The following is a 19499-nucleotide window of genomic DNA, read 5'->3' on the forward strand; positions in this document are numbered from 1 at the left end:
GCTAATTACTTATATATCTAGTTACCTAACCGCTGATCCATCTGCTTATGTATGCTTCAATGATCATTTTAGTTAAATTCAGGAAATCCGTCTATTGTTTATTATTAATATCTTTCTATGCTCATCACATCCGAATGAATTATTATGACATTATTGCCATATGATGAAATGGGGTGTAAAATGATATATTGGTTTTCATCAAATATCTATTAAAGATTCTATCCGAATTCATATTCATACCCAAGACAGGAATGGTACCGTGAAAGATAAAATTGTCATGCCACTCTGGACGTGCTGCTTGTTCATCGTTGTGATGAATACCACCATGTTCAATGTTTCTTTGCCAGTCATTATTCATGATCTTCAAATCACCTCAGACCTGGGGTCTTGGGTCATCTCAAGTTATTCGATTGGTTACGCCCTGTCGACGGTGATCTACAGTCGATTGTCAGACCGTATCCCGGTACGCAAACTGTTAACGGTCGGGCTTCTGATCCTGGGGTTATCTTCATTGCTCGGATTGTTCGCGCATAACTTCGCGATCCTGTTACTGACACGCATTCTGCAATCTGCGGGTGCAGGAGTTATGGCCGGGCTGGGTCTCGTCATTGCAAGTCGTTACATCCCGGTGGAACGACGCGGAGCTGCCATCGCGCTGATTTCATCAGGTAGCGCTATGGCTTTTGGACTTGGCCCCATTGTCGGGGGACTCATTAGCGAGTACTGGGGCTGGAACGGACTTTTTGCCATAACCGTGCTTGTCCTGCTCGCCCTGCCTATATTGCTCTATTTTCTCCCCCGTGAGTCCGTCAAAACAGATCAGCCGTTCGATGTTATTGGTGCCATATTAACCGTCATTAACGCAACTACACTTCTCGTCGCAATCACCCAGCAGTCCTGGTTCTGGTTTGCCATCGGCGTTATCTCACTTGTTGCACACCTCTTGTATATTCGGAAAGCGAGTCTTCCGTTTGTGAATCCACAAGTGTTCCAAACGCCGGGATACACCCGGTTAATCCTTATCGGATTCTGCGTGCTGGTGGTGAATCTGGGCAATCTGTTTTTGATGCCGCTTGTGCTTGCTGATCTATATGGGCGCTCTTCGCTCGCCATTGGTTTGCTGATTGCTCCTGGAGCTATTGTTGCAGCATTCTGCACCCGTTTCGTTGGACGCTGGATCGACCGTTATGGCAATATGCGATTTATGATCATCGGACACACCCTGCTCGCAGCGGTACTTGCCTTATTCATGCTCGGACTGGATCAATCCGCCTTGATCATTACCAGTGGTTATCTCTTTTTCTCACCGGCACTGTCAGCCTCCATGGCTTCCCTGAATAATGAAGCGTCACGAGTGCTGCCCAAAGCCCAGATAGGTTCCGGTATGGGCATGTTACAACTGATTCAATTCTTCGGTGGTTCGGTGTCTGTAGCCGTGTGTGGACTGCTGCTGCACAGCATTCCGGGAGTCTCAGTGGAGGAAGCTTATCATGTGGTGTATGCTTGTCTGTTGTTCATCTGCGTTGTTTCACTCGGGCTAACCGTCTGGCATAGCAGAGCTTCACGCTCAAGCATTAAACCTGTTACATTGGACAATTGATAATTGAGGTTTAAAGTTCAGAACAAAAAGGCTTGCGCCAAGCGCGAGCCTTTTTTAGTTTGGAACAGAAATGCCGTTTTTTTAAAAGTGGATCACTTAATGAACTTGAACTTACCGGTTAATTTCCTGATTTCACCCCACAGCAGCATTCCACTATTTACCGTCCAGTGCGAACTTCCAGGCCTCCATTATGCTTATTGGGGCTTTACTGCTGCTCTCGCCGCCACCTTCCTGCGTCCAAAGTGGTGGGTAATACGCGAATACTTGTCCTGTCTGGAGCTGAGACATATCCTCTTGCCAGCCTTTCCAGCGAAAGGTCTGATAGAACTGCTCCAGATCGCCATTCGCCAGCCAGTTGATGAAACCTGAATATGCCAGTTCTGTCGATTCCCATTCGAGTGTATCCGGTGCAAAATAATATATGTGTCCCGTGCGGCCATACTTGCCTGTATCCAGTCCGAAGAAACCGCCTGCCGCATCATATGCAACGACCATCATACCTTCCAGCACATCTACCCAAGGTTGCTCACTTACACCATTCCAACTGGTGAGACTCCCAGATGTACTGTCACCACCCGCACCAAGCAGCGTGATCCAGCCATGGTCCAGTACAATACCTTCTGTCTCATAAGCAACAGCCCCCAAATAGGATTTGGTGCTTATTTGCAGACGATAGAGGGTATCCTCTCCAGCCTCTTGTTTTGCTGGAACATACACATATGTATTTTGCCCACTAGCCAGGAGTTCCTTGAGTTCTTCCCATGCGTGATTCTCCCGATCTACTAATTCAGCTATCGTTAATGTATTCATGAGCAGTCTCCTCGCTGATTTTATAAGAGCATATCATGGGTTATTAACCCGTTCAAATCTGCTATAATCTATCTTCAAAGCTAAATTCAAGGGGGAAACGATTTGATTCGCGTAGTTATACTTATGATTCCGATTCTGATGGTGCTCGTATCCGGTTGTCAGAATCATACATCTGCCATGAAGGAACCCGTTTCTGTTCAAAAGTCTGATCCCCAGGTCATCCATTACATATCACCCCAAGGAAACGACTCGAATAAAGGAACCATTCAATCTCCGTGGAAAACGTTGCAGCACGCAGCCGACCATGCTTCGCCAGGAAGCACGATTTATTTGCGTGAAGGTGTCTATCATCAGAAAGTCAAAATCACCAAGAGCGGTAATTCTTCCGCTAATCCAACCCTATTTTCAAGTTATCCTCAGGAGCAGGTTATCATTGATGGTAAGGGTTTATCTGTCCGGGGCATTGAAGGGTTAATTGAAATTGAAAATGCCAGTTATATCACGATTCAAAATCTCGAAATTCGTAATTTTACAACCACACTTGGGGGCCAAGTTCCAACCGGGATCTATGTCCACGGAGCAGGTGAGCATATTCAGCTGTTAGGCAACACCATACACGCGATTGCTAATTATGCAACTCCTGAAGGTCCCGATTTGCGGGGCAGGGATGCCCACGGGATTGCCATTTATGGCACAGAGCACCCTCAAGCATTACGCGATATCATTATCAAGGGTAATGAATTGTATGATCTTACACTTGGTTCAAGCGAGTCACTCGCAGTCAACGGTAATGTTGATACCTTTGCCATACAGGACAATATCATCCATGATTCCGACAATATTGGTATTGATCTGATCGGGTACGAGGGTACGTCCGAGGACGACACGTACGATCAGGCTCGGAACGGCATTGTACGAGGCAACGAAGTATACGATATTACGTCCAATAACAATCCCTCCTACGGTAAAGACCTGCCCAATGATACCAACTCGGCGGGCGGCATCTATGTTGATGGCGGGAAAGATCATATCATCGACCAGAACCGGGTATACCGGAGCGATATCGGAATTGAGATTGCCTCAGAGCATGCCGGACGTTCAACCAGCAACATTACCGTTCGTGATAACCTGATTTATTCCAACAGATTGACGGGTATTGCCATGGGAGGTTATGACGAGGAACGAGGAGCTACCGAGGATAGCAACATTATGTACAATACACTTGTGGGGAATGATACCCTGAATGCAGGCAATGGACAGTTATTCATGCAGTCACGGACAAAGAACAATACGTTCATGCGTAACATTCTCGTATCGGGCAGCTCGGAAGTACTGATATACAACGAATATACTAGCAATACCGGCAATGTGTTTGACCATAATGTCTATTACTCACCAGGTGAGCAGGAAGACGCCCTGTGGGTTTGGAAAAATAAATCCTACTCCGGCATCGCCGCCTACATCAAGGGATCTGGCAATGATGCACATTCCATATATGTGAACCCAGCATTTATGGATGAACCCAACGAAGATTTTCGTCCTCAGGCGAACTCTCCGGCTAAGGCGTATGGTTACCTTGCTCCGCGATAAATTAACCCTGAGTCTGCCATCTCAACTTAGTCAATCTGTGTCACGCAAATAAAAGGAGCCTGTGCATGTGGGATTATCTCCCTCATCATGCACAGGCTCCTTTTTGCTTTCTTTTGATGCAATCCAATCCTTAACTTCTTACCATCTGAGTTGCATGTGTCACCCGGTTTCGTCCTCCGGTTTTGGAGGCATACAGGGCGTTGTCCGCTCTTTGGAACAAGGTCTGTTCCGTATCTTCCTCTACTACAGTGGCCGCACCGATACTCACAGTAATGTTATATTCACCCCAGTCGGCTGAAGCAACCTGTGAACGATATCGTTCTGCAATACCAATCGCCTGCTCCTCTTCACAATCTGGAAGAATGACAACAAATTCCTCTCCACCGTAACGTGCAACCACATCCGTACTTCGCGATACCGTTTGCAGCAGCCCTGCCAGATTGCCGAGCACCAGATCTCCGATCGGATGTCCGTACGTATCATTAATGCTTTTGAAATGATCAATGTCCACAACGAGAAGGGAGAAATAACGTTGTTTCTCCTGGAACATCATTAAACTTTCAAGCATTTTTTCCTGGAAAAACCTGCGGTTCTTCAATCCTGTCAACAAGTCGGTGGAGGCCAGTGTCTCCAACTGATCATTCACTTTGATTAACGCCTGCTCTTTAATTTTATATTCCTCATGCAGTCGTTCAAGCTCCTTGTTCGCTTCTTGCGTCGCTTGATACAGCTCCTGTAGCTTCGTTTTGGTATGCAAAATATCCTTCTCATGTTCGATTCGCTTACGCATGACTACAACGACACAATCTACCACGCTTTCCCCGTTACGGGTCTGGCGAACACCGTTAAGCAGAACAGGAACAGCCTGCTGATCACGGGTACGGAACGTGAAGTACATCTCGTCCACATGTCCATATAACTGGATGTAGGGATAGAAATACGTATGGAAAAACACCTTGTTGCTCACCGACATGGTGGATTCAATATGTTGCCCTATGAGCTCATCGCGTTCATATCCAAGCATCGTAAGCATAGTTTGATTCATCGACTGTACGACACCCGAATCAGAGATAGAGAAGTATCCACAGGGAGCCAGATCTAATTGTATATCCATGGAATAACTGCCTTTCTTCCGCGTTTTATGCGCTCGTTAAATAATCCTTGATCATTCGGATGGTTTCTTCCGGTTGACTTAGATGCGGATAATGTCCCTTAGCCGTCATCTGTTGCAACCTACTATTCTTCAGATGAGCGTGTAAATAATCCCCTACTTCTACCGGGGCAATGCTGTCATCCGAGCACTGAAGAATCAATGTTGGCACAGTTGCCTGCTCCAGATCAATACGACAGTCAGATAAAAACGTCACTTCGGCAAATTGTCTCGCAATATGCGGATCTCTGGAGCAGAAGCTTTTCTCCAACTCTTCCGTCAGCTCTTTCCGTTCCGGATTGTTCATCACAATGGGTGCCAGATAACTCGCCCACCCAATAAAATTCATCTGCATCATCTCAAGCAATTCATCGATATCATTCCGATCGAAACCTCCATAATAATTCGGCAGATCATTCACGTAACGTGGGGAGGGCCCTAACATTATAATTTTTTTGAAATATTTGGGGTTCTGAATTGATGCCAGCATACCAATCATACTGCTGACGGAATGCCCTACAAATATGGTGTCCTTTAGCTCAAGCGCTTCCATAATTTCCAGCACATCCTGGGCGTATCCTTGAAGGTTGCTATATTTGATAGCATCATAATAGTTAATTTGAGATTCGCCAGATCCAACATAATCAAACAACACCACACGGTAGTTCTCCATAAAACCTGGAATAATGTAACGCCACATATCCTGATCACATCCAAAACCATGAGCAAATACAATCGTTTGGCTACCCGAGCCAAGTACCTTAACATTATTTCTTACAAGTATATCAACCGTCATTGCATATCACCTCTCCGAGGTAGTATTCACTTGAATCATTTTATCTGATTATTATACCGGAAAATGTTGGGATATGGTTTAAAAATTATTAATAACTTCTCTCACCTACCAAAAAATCATGAACCCTGCTCTGAATACGCACTTTACAATCTGACGATCGTCAGGTAAAATCGGTTCAACATGTCGCGCGACAGAGATCAACATTACGGAGGAAAACCATGATTACTTCAACACACAGCCCAACTCCTCAGCAACTCTGGGGTAGATCATTCCTATTTATCATGTTAGCCAACGCATTATTGTTTATGGCCTTTGAGATGTTGCTTCCCACCTTGCCTTTGTTTGTCTCAAGTCTTGGTGGCGAAGCCTCCCAAATCGGGCTTGTTACCGGCGTATTTATGTTTTCCGCCATCTTGATTCGACCCTTCACTTCGGTTTTGGCAGCTCGAATAGATAAAAAGGTTCTGTTAATTATCGGTATCACTATCTGTGCATTAATGACAGGCGCATACTACCTATCGTCAGGTATTTGGATGATTCTTGTATTTCGAGTAATCCACGGATTCGGATTTGGTTTGGCAACGACATATTTTGCAACGATTGCCACTGAAAACATACCAAGAGATCGCCGGGGAGAAGGTATGGGGTATTTCGGCGTAGGGGAGACGGTCGCTATATCCATCGGTCCATTGATTGGAACAAGCTTGTTGTTTAGGTACGACTACCAGAGCCTGTTTATGGGAGGTATGTGCATTTTGCTGTTAGCTCTCCTGATGACAGTGTTTGTATCCAGAAAGCCGAAAACAGGAGGTAGTAGCGAGTCCCTGCAAACTCATGTCCCTTCGGTGAAACTGATTGAAAAGAAGGTACTCTTCCCTTCCCTTCTCATTATGCTCGTTGGTATTGCAGCCGGTTCGATCATGTCTTTTGTGGCTTTATTCGCTGCGGAAAGAGGGTTTGAGAATATAGCCTGGTTTTTCTTCATCGTCGCCATTGCCAGCTTCGCCGTTCGACTGTTCTCGGGGAAAATGTTTGATCGATGGGGACCAGGTTCCGTGTTGTTACCTTCTGCCGTGTTTGCAATCGCGGGGCTACTGGTTCTGATTATCGCCCAGAGTGATGTGCAATTCCTGATCGCCGGTGCGTTATACGGCTTTGGTTTTGGTGCCATATTCCCGGCGATTCAGACCTGGTGTGTGAATCTTGTAGAAGAACATGAGCACGAAAGTGCGATGGCTTCCTTCTTTAACTTCTTTGACCTCGGAATTGGTGGTGGTTCGTTGATTCTGGGCGTGGTGGCTTCTGCATTTTCCTATACGGTGGTGTATGCTATCTCTATAGGCATTTTTGTGGTATATATCTTGTTATATTTGGTATACTCCCAAAAACAGCAGAGGTATACAGCTCGCCAACTGGAGGTAGACATTGAGTAAAAAACGAATCAAGGAAATTGCCATTCAACATTTTAATCGTCTGGGTTACGAGGGGACCAAGATGGCGCAGATTGCCGAAGAGGCAGGCATCCGCAAGCAATCTCTGGCTTATCATTATTCATCCAAAAAAGAGTTATTGCTGGAGTTATATGAGGAAGTTGTGCAGGAGGAACAACAGTTTGTACGCCAATTTTTCAGTAAGTCTGTTACCCAAACTCTGGATCAGCAGTTATATGCCTTTTTGCATGAACACAAAAATCGCTTTCTAACTCATCCAAACGTCGCTTTTATGTATATCCTGTCCTTTATCACACCACTGGAGGTGCATGATTTTGTACTGGCCCAGTATCGAACGTACCTCGGGACACTGAAGGAAGAGCTGGCAGCCGTATTTACCAGACATTCCGATATACGCCTGAGTCCGGAAGAAGCCACCGTAGCCTTTGTCACCGTGATGGATGGATTGGATGTACAGCTCGTGTATGAGACACGGCAATCCTATGAACTAGCTTTGGCGATCACCTGGAATGTCTTCTGGTCAGGCATCCAACGTTAATGAATCGATTACGATGAGATTACACAAATAAAAGGGGCGTCCCACCAGCCATGTTGATGACTTTTGGGACAACCCCTCTATTTCTTTATTTTACGGTTAGGATCACACGTTGATAATGCTTCAACTGATGCTCTCCATCATCTTGTACTTCGGCAACGATATGAAGGGTATCACCCGATTTGGCATCGTCAGGAACGGTAAATGTCACCGCTTCGGTGTCACTGCCCTGCAATTTTATCGTATCCACCTGCTCATCCTTGGCAAGTTCACGATGTAATCCAAGCTGCAGATCACCCGCCATTTCAGGCTGAACTTTGTTCGGTGTTACTTTGGAATCCTCATATGTGTCCGCTTCGAAATATCTCCACCACGTATACGTCAGTTGATCTCCATCCGGGTCTGTGCCTTCCGCGTGAAGAGTAACTTCCTCCCCAGGACTAACACTCAGATCCAACCCTTCTTTAATCGTTAATGACGGATTATGGTTGGCACCTTCGTAAGTGTCTGCAACTGCCCAATCTGCACGTGCTGCAAAATCATCCTGGATATCGTCAAACCATCTCATCAAAGAGTACTCGGCTTCATACCGTTTCGTATAGGGATCGTAATCAAGCACATTGTTTCTAAACAGCTTGTCGTTCACGACGCCAAAGCGTCCACCCCAACCGCCGTAGGAAGGGTCTTCCATACTGCGCAGCCCATTATCGATCAGATAAAAGAAGGAAGGAGAATCACCCTCGGATATAAAATCGTACTTGTCATATTGTGGATTGTTCTTGAGATATTCAGCACTTCCCCGCTGTTCTTCGGCCAGTTCGCCTTCGATCATTTTGCCGTCACCCATCGATGCATACATATCCATCAGCTTGCCATGTCCATTCAAAATATTCTTGATCATCCAGTCACCATGAAGTTTGCTGTTCACTTCTTCGGCATGCATCTTCCATGCATAGGCAAAATGCCAGAAGTTCGATTGGTCATTAAGAATGCGGATATCCGGCCAATTCTTCGCAATGTATTCGTTGTAGCTGTCATCCTGATCCAGAATGATATACAGGACCAGTTTATCACTGACTTTTTTGCGAATCGTTTCCCACTCAGCCGTGTCCTTGTACTGTTCCTCAATCGATTTCAGCGCTCGGGCTGTGGTATTGGTGCCACCCCAGGTCTGAACAATCAGATCACGGGAGTCATCGTCGAGGAAAAGAGTTTCGAGGAACTCGGAACCTTCGGTTTCCTTCTCCATCTCCCCTTTATCGGAAATATTACCGATCTTGGTCATCGCTCGAAGCTGTTCTGGCTCCGGATAGCCCTCCGCATGTTTGGACAAGTTGGGATATATCTCGCCATAGGCATCGATCATGTCGTATACCCACTGTGTGCCTGTCCACCGGAACGGTTTGATCCCCGCTTCCTCGTCTCCAGCATAATGATACACCGAACTGGTTAGTACAATTCCGGCGAGGTCCATCTCATTCGAATACAAGAGAAAACGAATGACCGAGTTCATATCATCCACTTCACCGTCGGTTGTAATCACTGTTCTGCCTTTGGCAGTTTGGTTGTTTGCAGGTTCCTGGGTTTCATTCTCTGTCTGTTCTGTCGGCTGATTCGGTGTGTCACTTGCGGTTTCTGGCGCTTTGGATGCGCATCCACTAATCACCAGGATTACACTGAGACAACCTGCGGCAAAAATATTAAACCATTTTCTCTTGTTATAATGCTCCCCTTTCTTCTGTACAGCGTGACGTTAGTTGGGTTGGGATCAATGCAAAAAAAACCCGAACAACAATATGAATGGAACAAAGTCCACGAATAGTGATGTTCAGGTTTTGCCTGCCCGAAGCAGTAACAATCCTTAATTGAGTGAAAGTATATCATGTCCACTCATGAATGTAAACGTATTCAAATGTTTTTTTGAATTTATCTTTGATATAGTATAATGCTTATAGCCAAGAATCAAACGAATCGGCCTGTTATTATATCAATGTTATTAGGAGGACTCAGACATCATGCAACAACTGGATGCGGCCTTGAGCCGTTTGGTGGAACAGCAGGATTTATATAATGAATCTTATGGACTTTTCCAAAATCATGATCTGCGTCCACGCGAACAACATCACCAGCCGGAAGTGGATACACGAATACCTCTTTCTCCAGAACTTCAGTATCTGTACAGTCATTATGAAATGATGGATGCGGATGCGGAAGGTACATTCAAAATGAAAAATGCCGCCGTCGAGATCGGTGATGCCGCAACTATTTCCTTTGTGGCACCTGAACATCTGCTTCGTCAGCAACTGGGGTTCCGCTGGATTGGCATGAATGAACCTTATGAGGAGTCCTCCACTTGGCCAAAAAATCACGTCGTCATCGCAAACTTTAACGATGATCCGTTAATTGTAGATACTGAATCGCCGAACTCTCCTGTATATGCGGCTTTTACAGGGGGAGAACCAAACCGTGTTGCTGATTCGCTGTCAGACTTTTTCAGTGCACTAGCCATCCTGATTGAAGCGGCGCGCACCTATGCCGGAGAAGTAAAAGATGAGGAAACCTATGAAACCAAGCCCGAGTATCTGGAGCAAGTTGAACCTTTATTGCAGGATCTATTGGGAGAAGAGTATACTGCACATCTGTTCGAGTATCTGTCCTTTTGTTAAAACAGTGAATTGAAGGAATTGGAGGGGCATCCCTATGAACTATGTAGCCTTGTTGCGGGGCATTAATGTAGGCGGGAACAATAAAATCAATATGAAGCAGCTGAAAGAAACGTTTGAACAAGCAGGCATGCTGGACGTCGTTACCTATATCAACTCTGGCAATATTATTTTTGCCGATCATCAGGAACGTGCCGATGCAAATAGGGAGATATCCCTTTTGTTAGAACAGGCCATCGCCGCTGATTTTGGCTTACAGATCAAGGTAATGGTGCGGAATATGGATGAAGTTCAATGCGTTATTCAGGCACTGCCAGAAGAATGGGTTAATGATGACACCGCCAAAAGTGATGTGATGTTCCTCTGGGACGAGATCAATGAGCCCACCGTGCTGGACCAGCTGCCCATCAAACCGGAAATCGGCACACTGATCTATGTTCCCGGAGCCATTTTGTATTCAGTCAGCAGAGAAGATGCATCCAAAAGTGGCATGAACAAGCTTGTGGGGTCCAAAGTCTATGCTTATATGACCGTAAGAAACGTGAATACCACACGTAAGATATATGCCCTGATGCAAGCAGCAGCAGAGAAATAACTCGGAACCAGCACAATGGATAGTCAGTTGTGTATCGTCCAATTCATATGAAAAAAAGCATGCAGAAAACATCCTTATGGATGTCTCCTGCATGCTTTTCACCATGTTAGGAAACTATTTTTTTCCACTGTGTATTAGTCAATCTGAATGCGTCTGCGAGATTGATCATCACCAGGACGTTTCGGAATCTCGAGCTTCAGCACACCTTCTTCCAATTTGGCCTTAATGTGCTCCTCATCAATATGATCAACATAGAAACGTCGGATAAATTCACCGGATCGGCGTTCCTGCCGAATGATGCGATTGGAGTCATCCTTCTGCTCCACCACATCATTGCGTTTGGCACGAATAATCAATTCATTACCTTGAACCTGAATGTCTATATCCTCTTTGGCGATGCCCGGCAGCTCGGCTTCAACCGAATATTTGTCTACTTCTTCACGAATGTCGGTCCGAAATGGCTGGGAGCCAGTTCCAAAAGGGGAGAGGAATGAGGTCTCAACCATGTCATTGAAGGATTTCAACATGTGTCCGAATGGGTCTTCATTTCGTTTACGAAACGGAATCAGATCAAACATGAAAATCAGCTCCTTTTGTGTGGTTGGTGTATTGTTGTTGCTTACATGGATTATTATAATACCAGCGCAAATCAGGCTCAAAGTCCGTAAAAGTCGAAATAAAACGATTATCTTACACCTTAGTTCACTATTTTAAAATAGATCCTTTTTTCTTTCGTTTTGACCTTTTTTGACCTTCTGACTTTTTCTGACTATACCGAATGAATGGCGTCCGCTACAGTATTGGATTCATTTTTCCGCATTCCCAGCATCATGATTGCCAGCAAGACGACCAGAACAGCTACGAACATAAATGGAATATGTCTATCCACCTGGTAGAGTGTCGTTGTAAGTAACGGAGTAATGACGGCAGATATCCCTTGAATCGCTGCTACCAACCCTGCCGCACCTCCCTGCTGTTCTTTGCTGACCGCGAGCGAAGCACCTGCCATGAACCCCGGCATCATCAGACCCGAACCCATGCCGAACAGGAAGAATGAGAAATAATACATGGGTAACACATTGAAGACCAGAAACAGGATCATACTTGCGATCAAGAAAAGGGACCCGAGCATAATCATTGGACGTGGCTGCCATTTCAACCATTTCATCTGAATGACCTGCATGATCAACATGGCTGCTCCAGAGAACATGAGTCCAAACGAAACCATTTGGGCCGTCGCGGCTGGTGATAGAGCCAGTTGATCCTGAAAATAAAATCCCCCGACAACTTGCAATGTCATGATGCCAATCATCGTAACCAAACCCGCAGCAAGATACATTCGTAATCCACGTTGAAACGGGTTGACTTTAGGCGGCTTTGCCTGAATGACCGGTTTGGCTGCTGGAATTAATAACAAAGCGATAATAAATGCAGCGATCGCTATAAAAATGCCAAAATAAAGAGGCCACAGCAGACCGATGATAGTAAATGCTCCTGCAATGGCGGGTCCAAATACAAGGCCAAGTCCATTCGCAGCGCTGATCATGGCCATCCCGCTTGCCCGCTCCTTCCCTTCTGTCACATCACCCATATAGGCCTGGGCAGAAGAGAGAACGGCCGGAATAAACATGCCGATCAGACTGCGCGTCACAATCAGAAGGGTAAGCAATACGCCTCCTCCGATCCATGCATTCAATCCTCCATACAATGCCATAGCAAATAACGCACAGCTAACAGCCATACCTATGAATCCAATCAATATGACGGGTTTTCTGCCCTTCAGATCACTGAATCTGCCCCATACCGGAGCCATAACAGCCATCATAATGGACCCCAGCGAAATAATAAGACCGGAATGGCTTTCTTTCATGCCTAACTCCCGAATAAGCGGTGGCATAATGGGTGCAATCAGCATCAGACCCAACATGGCTGCGAATACGCTAAAAAAAATACTTCCTCTGATTCTGTTCATGCTTATACACTCCTCTATATTTCAGTACAGTATCCACTGTACCTGGAGTATACAAGGCTGAGAGAATCCCCACTGCCTCTATACGGAAAAATTCACGGCAAGACGGATTTATTAATAAATCTTTTTCATTTCAGAGGGCTTCACGCCGAATTTGCGATAAAATTGCTGCGAAAAGGCACTGACATTACTATAACCGACCGCAATCGCGGCCTCGGTGACGTTGTTATCCTGATTGCGCAACAACTTCATGGCGTTGTCGAGACGAACCTGACGCAAATATTCGAACACCGTGCTTCCGAAAAGTGCCTTGAATCCTTTTTTTAATTTAAAATCGTTAAGACCCACCTGTCTGGACAATGCTAGCAAAGATGGAGGATCTACCATACTAGCCTCCATAATCTCCCGTGCCGTATGTAACTTCCGGATGTCCTCTCTGGAGAATCCCGCGGGAATTGGCGCCAGATCAAACAATTGGATCATAAATCGATTCAAGATCTCCAAGGCTGTCGCTTCCATCATTAAGGAGGATCGATAACTATTGTTTAATTCCACAATCAAACTGTCGATCATCGTTCGTATCCGATTATCCAATTGAAATACAATTGGCTTAAACACTTTTCGCCCTAACACCTGATTAAACGCAATCGACTTGAAACTGCCCAGTTGCGCCGCAGCATAATTGAACAGAGAAACCGGAATCCCCAGCGAAAAGGACGTATACAGCTCCCTTGCCGGAGGATGAAACCACGCTTTGAAATCATGCATAAAAATAAGGGCCCCTTGCCCTATCGATAATGAATAATCCTGACCGGATATATCCACATTTCGCTCTCCTGACAAGGCAAATTGCAATTCCACAATGGGTGTCTCGGACGCAAAATACGTTGGATACGGCTGATGATATTCAACCTGGGAATATAAAATCTCAATGCCACTGTATGTCGTTACTCTTTTAATATTACCACTGCCCGCCTTGGGAGAGAGCAGATACGTATGTTCATCCTGCTGACTGTAAGGTTCCTGGGTCAGGTAATGCTGATATACTACGCCTAATGCATCATCTGTGCGCATGGGTATTCACCTCGCCTATATCTTGATCAGACTTGTCAGTAAAGAATATCTGAATTAATTGATAATGATTCTCAATTAATTCTACAGCAATTTCTTCTTTTCGGCTAGTTGGAAAGGTAACATGTTTTACACAAATCGCAGACTTCTCTTACCTCTCCTTAACATAAGCTCCCTATACTAAAACAATTGTACAACTCATTACACACGAAACGATAAAGGGGATCTGGAACATTGAAAAAGAGAAATCAATGGCTCGCCGTTCTGTCGATGACTGCCATTCTTACCGCAGGAGCAACCAGCTACACATCAATGATTCATGCCGCTGACGCAACTAAAACCACCAATGATCATGTCGTACTGCGCACAGCCATCCAAAATATGCAGGGTACGGTCACATGGAACGGAAGCAGTCGCAGTGTTGATATCCAGATCGCAGATACTAAAGTACAACTTCCTGTAGGGACGTCTTCAGCCACCATCAACGGTGTGAAAACCCCTTTGGACAGTAAAAGCTACATCACCAAAGGTACAACGTATGTATCTTCACAAACGCTAAAATTAATTACGGATCAACTGATCCTGAAACAAAATAAAACCGGTTTTGAACAGACCGCATCGTTTCAGATGCCTGGTGGCAAAGCGGAAATATCAGCCTCTACGCCAGATGGACAGCGCCTGCTCGTAACCGAAGCAGACAATGGCAGCATTTCCGTACTGGACATTGCTGACTTGAAAAACATCAACGTATTAAAGACAGTCAGCTTCCATGACCTCTCCGCCAAAGCTGAAGTTACAAGCGTAACCGTGTCCAAAGATGGTAAATACGGTCTGGCTGTCATTCGTACAGGGGACACAGACAGTGAAGCAAACAAAGGGTTGCTTGCCATTGTGGATCTGACAACCTACAAAACCGTCAAAACGTATGAACTGGGCATTGGTCCTGACTCGATTGCACTGTCACCTGACGGTCTGCATGCGGTGATCGCGATAGAGGATGAGGAGCTGAATAAAGCTACCGATGAAATTGACTATGCCAACACTAAACGTCCGGGTAGCATTATGGTAGTATCTTTTGCTGGCGGGAATGTATTGGAGGGCGAGATCACCAACTTACCGGTCTCTCTGGACAATGTAAAAGGTGCCATCTATCCGCATGATCCACAACCAGAGTATGTTGCCATTAGTCCAGATAGTAAAACAGCAGCCATCACGTTACAGGAAAACAATGTCGTTGCCATTGTAGATCTGGAGACAAAAAAAATCAGCTCAATCTTCGCTCTGGGTACCACTTCACATCATGCAGATCTGAAAGATGATGGTATCGTTCAGTTTAAAGAGACGTTGACCGCTCGTTATGAACCGGATGGAATTGCTTTCTCGGCAGATGGTAAATACCTGCTGACAGCCAATGAAGGGGACTTGGGCAAGAATGAATTTGAGGACGGTGTAAAAGCAGGCGGACGTAATATTGCTGTCTGGGATCTGCAAGGCCAGCGAATGTACGATAGCCAAAATCTCATTGACGAGGCAACCGCTATGGTCGGCTTGTATCCGGATGATCGCAGTCCCAACAAGGGAAGTGAAGTGGAGAACCTGACCGTTGCTACCGTAGACGGTACAACATATGCAGCCGTAGCTTCTGAACGGGCAGATGCGATTTTGTTCTTTGATCTTGCTGATCCGGTCAATCTGGACTACCTGGGTCTGATCCCTACAGCCGGAGAATCACCGGAAGGAATTCATCGTGTTAACGGACGCAGCCTGTTTGTGAGTGCAGATGAAAGCACCGGAACACTTAGTTTTTTTGCCAAGAAATAGATCAAGTGTCCTTGGTATGCAAAGGCTGAATTGAACGTTTCACACTGTATTGAGCGGGAAGGGGCGAAGAGCCCCTATCCTCTCATCCTGTTGTACCCACACCATTCCGCGTATCCACAACTAGTGGTTCGAAAAGTTAACGAGACTTTATATTTTCCAATTCCCGCTTGTTCCGCTCTACTTCCTCTTGTAATACTCGTACTTCCATCCTTAATGCGGATACTTCCTCTTTGACGCCAGACCTCTTCATCACAAGATAGAAAACCAGATATAATACAAGACCAATCATAATAAAGAAAATTAATAGCGTTATAATCCCAGCAATACCAAAATTACTAACTCCATCCATAATGTAAGTTTTCCCCTTTCCCATATCATATTAATTTATATTTACAAGAATACCATAATTAAGCATAACGAACAGTACAAAAAGCCAAGAGAGCATGCTCCCTTGGCTTTCAATTTATCTATATATACCTTCCTATCCGGTAATCCTTATTCCCAGAAGAAACGACCTGCGAACACTTTTTCCGTCAACAGTTTGTACGTTTCTTCAGGCAATTCTTTTTTCATCTTTGCCATAACGGCGTCTTTGCCTTGATTATATTGTGTGGACATGCCAATCTCTGCCGTTGTATTGCTTGCATCCAGACGCATGATTGGGGCTTGAGCATCTTTCGTCCAAGGTGTCCATGCCGCCAGATCAGGTGATCCACCCGTACCTGGATTGCCTGTGTACAGGAACTGCTTCAGATATGCTGCCATCGCGGCGGACAACTGATCACGTCCTGGTTTGTTTGTATCGCTAAAGTACCCATCAGGGAAATAGGCAGCAATTCCGTCTGCGTGTCCTGTATAGAAGTCCATATCCGCACCATGTGGTGCACCCAGTAACGTGAGCAAACGCTTAGAGATGACCCCAGGTTGTGTGCCCCATGCAAAACGATACGCATATACCGGTGGCTGACCTGCTTCATTTGTCAATTGCTCCGCTACACGCTCTGCATTAAAGCCTGCATAAGCTTCACTACCGTATTTCAACGCAGCAGCATATTGTTCCGCCTTGGTTTTATCAGTAAACAGAGTCTCATCCGTGATGGATGGAGAGAAGTTTGGATCACCAAAGGCAAAACCGGAGAACTCCGTTTCCAGGCTGCCGAGCAATACAGGAACTTTCGTATATTTGCCATTATTGATGGCGTCAAATCCTTCTTTTGGAATCACTGTGCCATCACGGAACAGATGCGGGAATGGGTCCATACGGATTGCCGTTGCACCAAACGCTGTGACCAACTTGTCCGCAGGCAGTGCACGCAGGTAACTCTCCAGCTGTGCCTGAGATTGCTTGCCAATCCATGCTTTTGCTTCTTCTGCGTCAGCCGCTTTCCCCTCTTGCACGAGTAGCTTCACAAGCACATCCTCGGACTTTTGCTCGCCTTCTTCCGGTGATGCTGTCGTCAATCCTCCGCTGAAAGCAACTGCTTTTTGATACAGTCCTTTGCTAAGCGGAGAGATCAGGGTTGCCAGCACATCACGTGCACCAGCAGATTGTCCGGCTAATGTAACATTACCTGTATCTCCGCCAAAACCTTCGATATTATCCTGCACCCACTCCAATGCACGGAATGCGTCAAGCAGACCATAGTTACCTGAGTCATCCAGGGCATTCCCTGTTTTCAGCGCTGCATTTTCGAAGAATCCAAGGGCTCCCAAACGGTAATTCACTGAGATGATAATGCTGTTGGTACTCCGTGCAAGCTGTTCACCTTGAAAATCTTTGCCTGATCCGGTCATATTCCCGCCGCCGTGCAGGAACACCATAACCGGAAGTTTCGAACTGGTTGTGTCGGGACGCCAAATATTGAGATACAGCGAATCCTCGCTTCCCGCTGTCGTCTTGCCGGAGATCTGCAAGCTGTTCGCTGCAAATTCCTTAGCCGATCTGGTTCCTGTCCATGATTCCGGTTCTTGCGGGGCTTTCCAGCGCAGTTCACCTACTGGCGGTTTCGCGTAAGGAACACCGAGCCAACCGAGCGTGTCATATTGCTCATAGGTTTTGCCATCAATCGCGCCATACTTGGTCTGTTGCACCGTTTGAGGTTGGAACGCTCCAGCTTCTTTATGTTTCAACCAGTTCTGCTCCAAAGTTCCACTGCCATTCTTGAGCTGTATCTGCAAAGCCTGTGCGGTTGCCTCTGCCATCAGGCGATTGGTAAGTTGACTCTCGCCCTTCCCTTGTAGCGCCTTGATTCCTTTCCCAGCCGCATAAGTAGAAGCCGCTCCCTGCTCATAATCCGAACCCGCTTCATATCCAAGCACCTTCAGCAGCATTTCGGCATACCCTTCCGCTGTAAGCGGTGCATTAGGTTCAAACTTCTCCGTTCCTGTTACGATCTCAGACACATACGGATGCTGCTTCAAGTAACCAACGACCGGTTGTAATACTTTGCCTGCCTTAGCCGCATCGTCATACGTTTCCGATCCCTGATAAGCGAGTGCTTCTTTCTCCAATCCGGACAAACGCAAGTAAAGTATTGCGGCCTGAATGCGTGTAGCCTTTTTGTTCAGATAAGCTGCATTAACACCTTGACCGCTGCCGCGAATAAGCTCGGACTGGATCAGCTTGTCCATCGCTGCTGAAGAAGAAGGTCCTGTATTGCCTGCTGCATAAGCTGGTAGAGCGGTTACACATAACCCCAGAATTGTTGCCACTGCAATCGAACGTTTAATGGTTTTCATGTCATAAATCTCCTCGCTGTCGAATAGTGTGTGATGGGATAAGTTCATCGGAATGTCCATTTGGATGCGTATCTAAGAATCAGTATTCCAATGTCTGGATGAGTCTATATCTCTATTTATGAAAAATTAAATCTGCTGCGCTCCTTTCTGCTCGAAATATCTGCTACGGCGCTTGCGGTCATGCCATCAGGCATTTTTTTATATAAAAAAACCTGAACCGAAGGCAAACAGACATCGCTTTAGCGTGGTCTACTGCCCTCAATTCAGGTTTTGCCTGCAATCAGTAACAACCCTGAGGAATGAGGTTCATTCCATATGAAAATGTAAACGCAATCAATCGTTTGATGAACAAAGAACCAACGAATGAACTGACACAGGTATTGCCCTAAACACGGTTACAATCCTGTTGTTATGGTGATGTTAGCACATAATGTAAGCGTTCGCAACATCTTATTTCTAATCGTCTTCACAGGACTTCTGACAGGGCAACATAAAAAACTGCTTTCTCATGCGTGTTTAAACTCAACTTACAACATGATGATCTAAAATACTGTCTCTTAAATCGTCGACTCCTCACGTTGTCCAGTTCACCTGAATTCCAGCATCCTTCACTAATCGTAAATTTTACATATAGTTAACCCATTTCATACGTTAGTTTAGCAATTGTTGTATACACTTGGTTAGGGATACCAAACTATACATATATTCT

At 45.6% G+C, this 19499-nt stretch carries 16 protein-coding genes; 7 read left to right on the forward strand and 9 right to left on the reverse strand.

Annotation, left to right across the window (positions count from 1 at the left end; translation table 11 throughout):
* The first annotated feature begins 259 nt into the window (after window positions 1-259).
* Complete coding sequence (locus ACE04G_RS00915) at window positions 260-1600, forward strand: MFS transporter (protein WP_221824443.1); 1341 nt, start codon at window positions 260-262, stop codon at window positions 1598-1600.
* Between the two features lie 153 nt (window positions 1601-1753).
* On the opposite strand, the gene ACE04G_RS00920 is transcribed toward ACE04G_RS00915, so the two are convergent.
* Window positions 1754-2410: a DUF2625 domain-containing protein gene (locus ACE04G_RS00920; RefSeq protein ID WP_307416601.1), complete on the reverse strand. Its 657-nt coding sequence runs from the start codon at window positions 2408-2410 to the stop codon at window positions 1754-1756.
* 102 nt (window positions 2411-2512) lie between these two features.
* Here ACE04G_RS00920 and ACE04G_RS00925 point away from each other — a divergent pair, with 102 nt between their 5' ends.
* Window positions 2513-4000, forward strand: coding sequence for a right-handed parallel beta-helix repeat-containing protein (locus ACE04G_RS00925; RefSeq protein WP_449003477.1), 1488 nt, complete (start codon window positions 2513-2515; stop codon window positions 3998-4000).
* A 130-nt stretch (window positions 4001-4130) separates the two neighbouring features.
* On the opposite strand, the gene ACE04G_RS00930 is transcribed toward ACE04G_RS00925, so the two are convergent.
* Both ACE04G_RS00930 and ACE04G_RS00935 read right to left on the reverse strand, forming a co-directional pair.
* Window positions 4131-5114, reverse strand: coding sequence for a sensor domain-containing diguanylate cyclase (locus ACE04G_RS00930; protein WP_449003476.1), 984 nt, complete (start codon window positions 5112-5114; stop codon window positions 4131-4133).
* 25 nt (window positions 5115-5139) lie between these two features.
* Complete coding sequence (locus ACE04G_RS00935) at window positions 5140-5946, reverse strand: alpha/beta fold hydrolase (protein ID WP_449003475.1); 807 nt, start codon at window positions 5944-5946, stop codon at window positions 5140-5142.
* Window positions 5947-6164: 218 nt separating this feature from the next.
* On the opposite strand from ACE04G_RS00935, the gene ACE04G_RS00940 reads away from it, so the two are divergent.
* On the forward strand, window positions 6165-7379 hold the full coding sequence (locus ACE04G_RS00940) for an MFS transporter (protein WP_221824451.1): 1215 nt from the start codon (window positions 6165-6167) through the stop codon (window positions 7377-7379).
* Window positions 7372-7935, forward strand: a complete 564-nt coding sequence (locus ACE04G_RS00945; RefSeq protein ID WP_221824453.1) for a TetR/AcrR family transcriptional regulator — start codon at window positions 7372-7374, stop codon at window positions 7933-7935. Before ACE04G_RS00940 ends, ACE04G_RS00945 begins: the two co-directional genes overlap by 8 nt.
* A gap of 85 nt (window positions 7936-8020) precedes the next feature.
* Here ACE04G_RS00945 and ACE04G_RS00950 read toward each other — a convergent pair whose 3' ends face one another.
* Window positions 8021-9598 carry a DUF1593 domain-containing protein gene (locus tag ACE04G_RS00950; RefSeq protein ID WP_397376295.1) on the reverse strand — a complete coding sequence of 526 codons (1578 nt, stop codon included), beginning with the start codon at window positions 9596-9598 and terminating at the stop codon, window positions 8021-8023.
* A 349-nt stretch (window positions 9599-9947) separates the two neighbouring features.
* On the opposite strand from ACE04G_RS00950, the gene ACE04G_RS00955 reads away from it, so the two are divergent.
* Together ACE04G_RS00955 and ACE04G_RS00960 are read left to right on the forward strand one after the other, a co-directional pair.
* Window positions 9948-10598: a hypothetical protein gene (locus ACE04G_RS00955; protein ID WP_449003474.1), complete on the forward strand. Its 651-nt coding sequence runs from the start codon at window positions 9948-9950 to the stop codon at window positions 10596-10598.
* 34 nt (window positions 10599-10632) lie between these two features.
* A complete protein-coding gene (locus ACE04G_RS00960) occupies window positions 10633-11190 on the forward strand; it encodes a DUF1697 domain-containing protein (RefSeq protein ID WP_221824458.1) in 558 nt (185 codons plus the stop codon).
* A gap of 134 nt (window positions 11191-11324) precedes the next feature.
* Here the strand turns inward: ACE04G_RS00960 and ACE04G_RS00965 are convergent, their stop codons facing one another.
* The 3 genes from ACE04G_RS00965 to ACE04G_RS00975 form a co-directional block, all read right to left on the reverse strand.
* A complete protein-coding gene (locus tag ACE04G_RS00965) occupies window positions 11325-11768 on the reverse strand; it encodes an Hsp20/alpha crystallin family protein (RefSeq protein ID WP_221824460.1) in 444 nt (147 codons plus the stop codon).
* A 191-nt stretch (window positions 11769-11959) separates the two neighbouring features.
* The gene (locus tag ACE04G_RS00970; RefSeq protein ID WP_221824462.1) at window positions 11960-13162 is read right to left on the reverse strand and encodes an MFS transporter; all 1203 of its coding nucleotides are present in this window, start codon (window positions 13160-13162) and stop codon (window positions 11960-11962) included.
* Window positions 13163-13273: 111 nt separating this feature from the next.
* Window positions 13274-14233: a helix-turn-helix transcriptional regulator gene (locus ACE04G_RS00975; RefSeq protein ID WP_339305237.1), complete on the reverse strand. Its 960-nt coding sequence runs from the start codon at window positions 14231-14233 to the stop codon at window positions 13274-13276.
* Between the two features lie 231 nt (window positions 14234-14464).
* Between ACE04G_RS00975 and ACE04G_RS00980 the strand changes: the two genes are divergently transcribed.
* Window positions 14465-16051 (forward strand): choice-of-anchor I domain-containing protein, encoded by a 1587-nt coding sequence (locus ACE04G_RS00980; protein WP_449003473.1) that lies wholly within the window; start codon window positions 14465-14467, stop codon window positions 16049-16051.
* A gap of 136 nt (window positions 16052-16187) precedes the next feature.
* Here the strand turns inward: ACE04G_RS00980 and ACE04G_RS00985 are convergent, their stop codons facing one another.
* Together ACE04G_RS00985 and ACE04G_RS00990 are read right to left on the reverse strand one after the other, a co-directional pair.
* Entirely contained in the window at window positions 16188-16400 is a 213-nt protein-coding gene (locus tag ACE04G_RS00985; protein WP_237177136.1) for a hypothetical protein, read from the reverse strand.
* Between the two features lie 146 nt (window positions 16401-16546).
* Window positions 16547-18790 (reverse strand): carboxylesterase/lipase family protein, encoded by a 2244-nt coding sequence (locus tag ACE04G_RS00990; RefSeq protein WP_449003472.1) that lies wholly within the window; start codon window positions 18788-18790, stop codon window positions 16547-16549.
* Window positions 18791-19499 lie beyond the last annotated feature (709 nt).

This window comes from Paenibacillus sp. AGC31 (assembly GCF_057334655.1).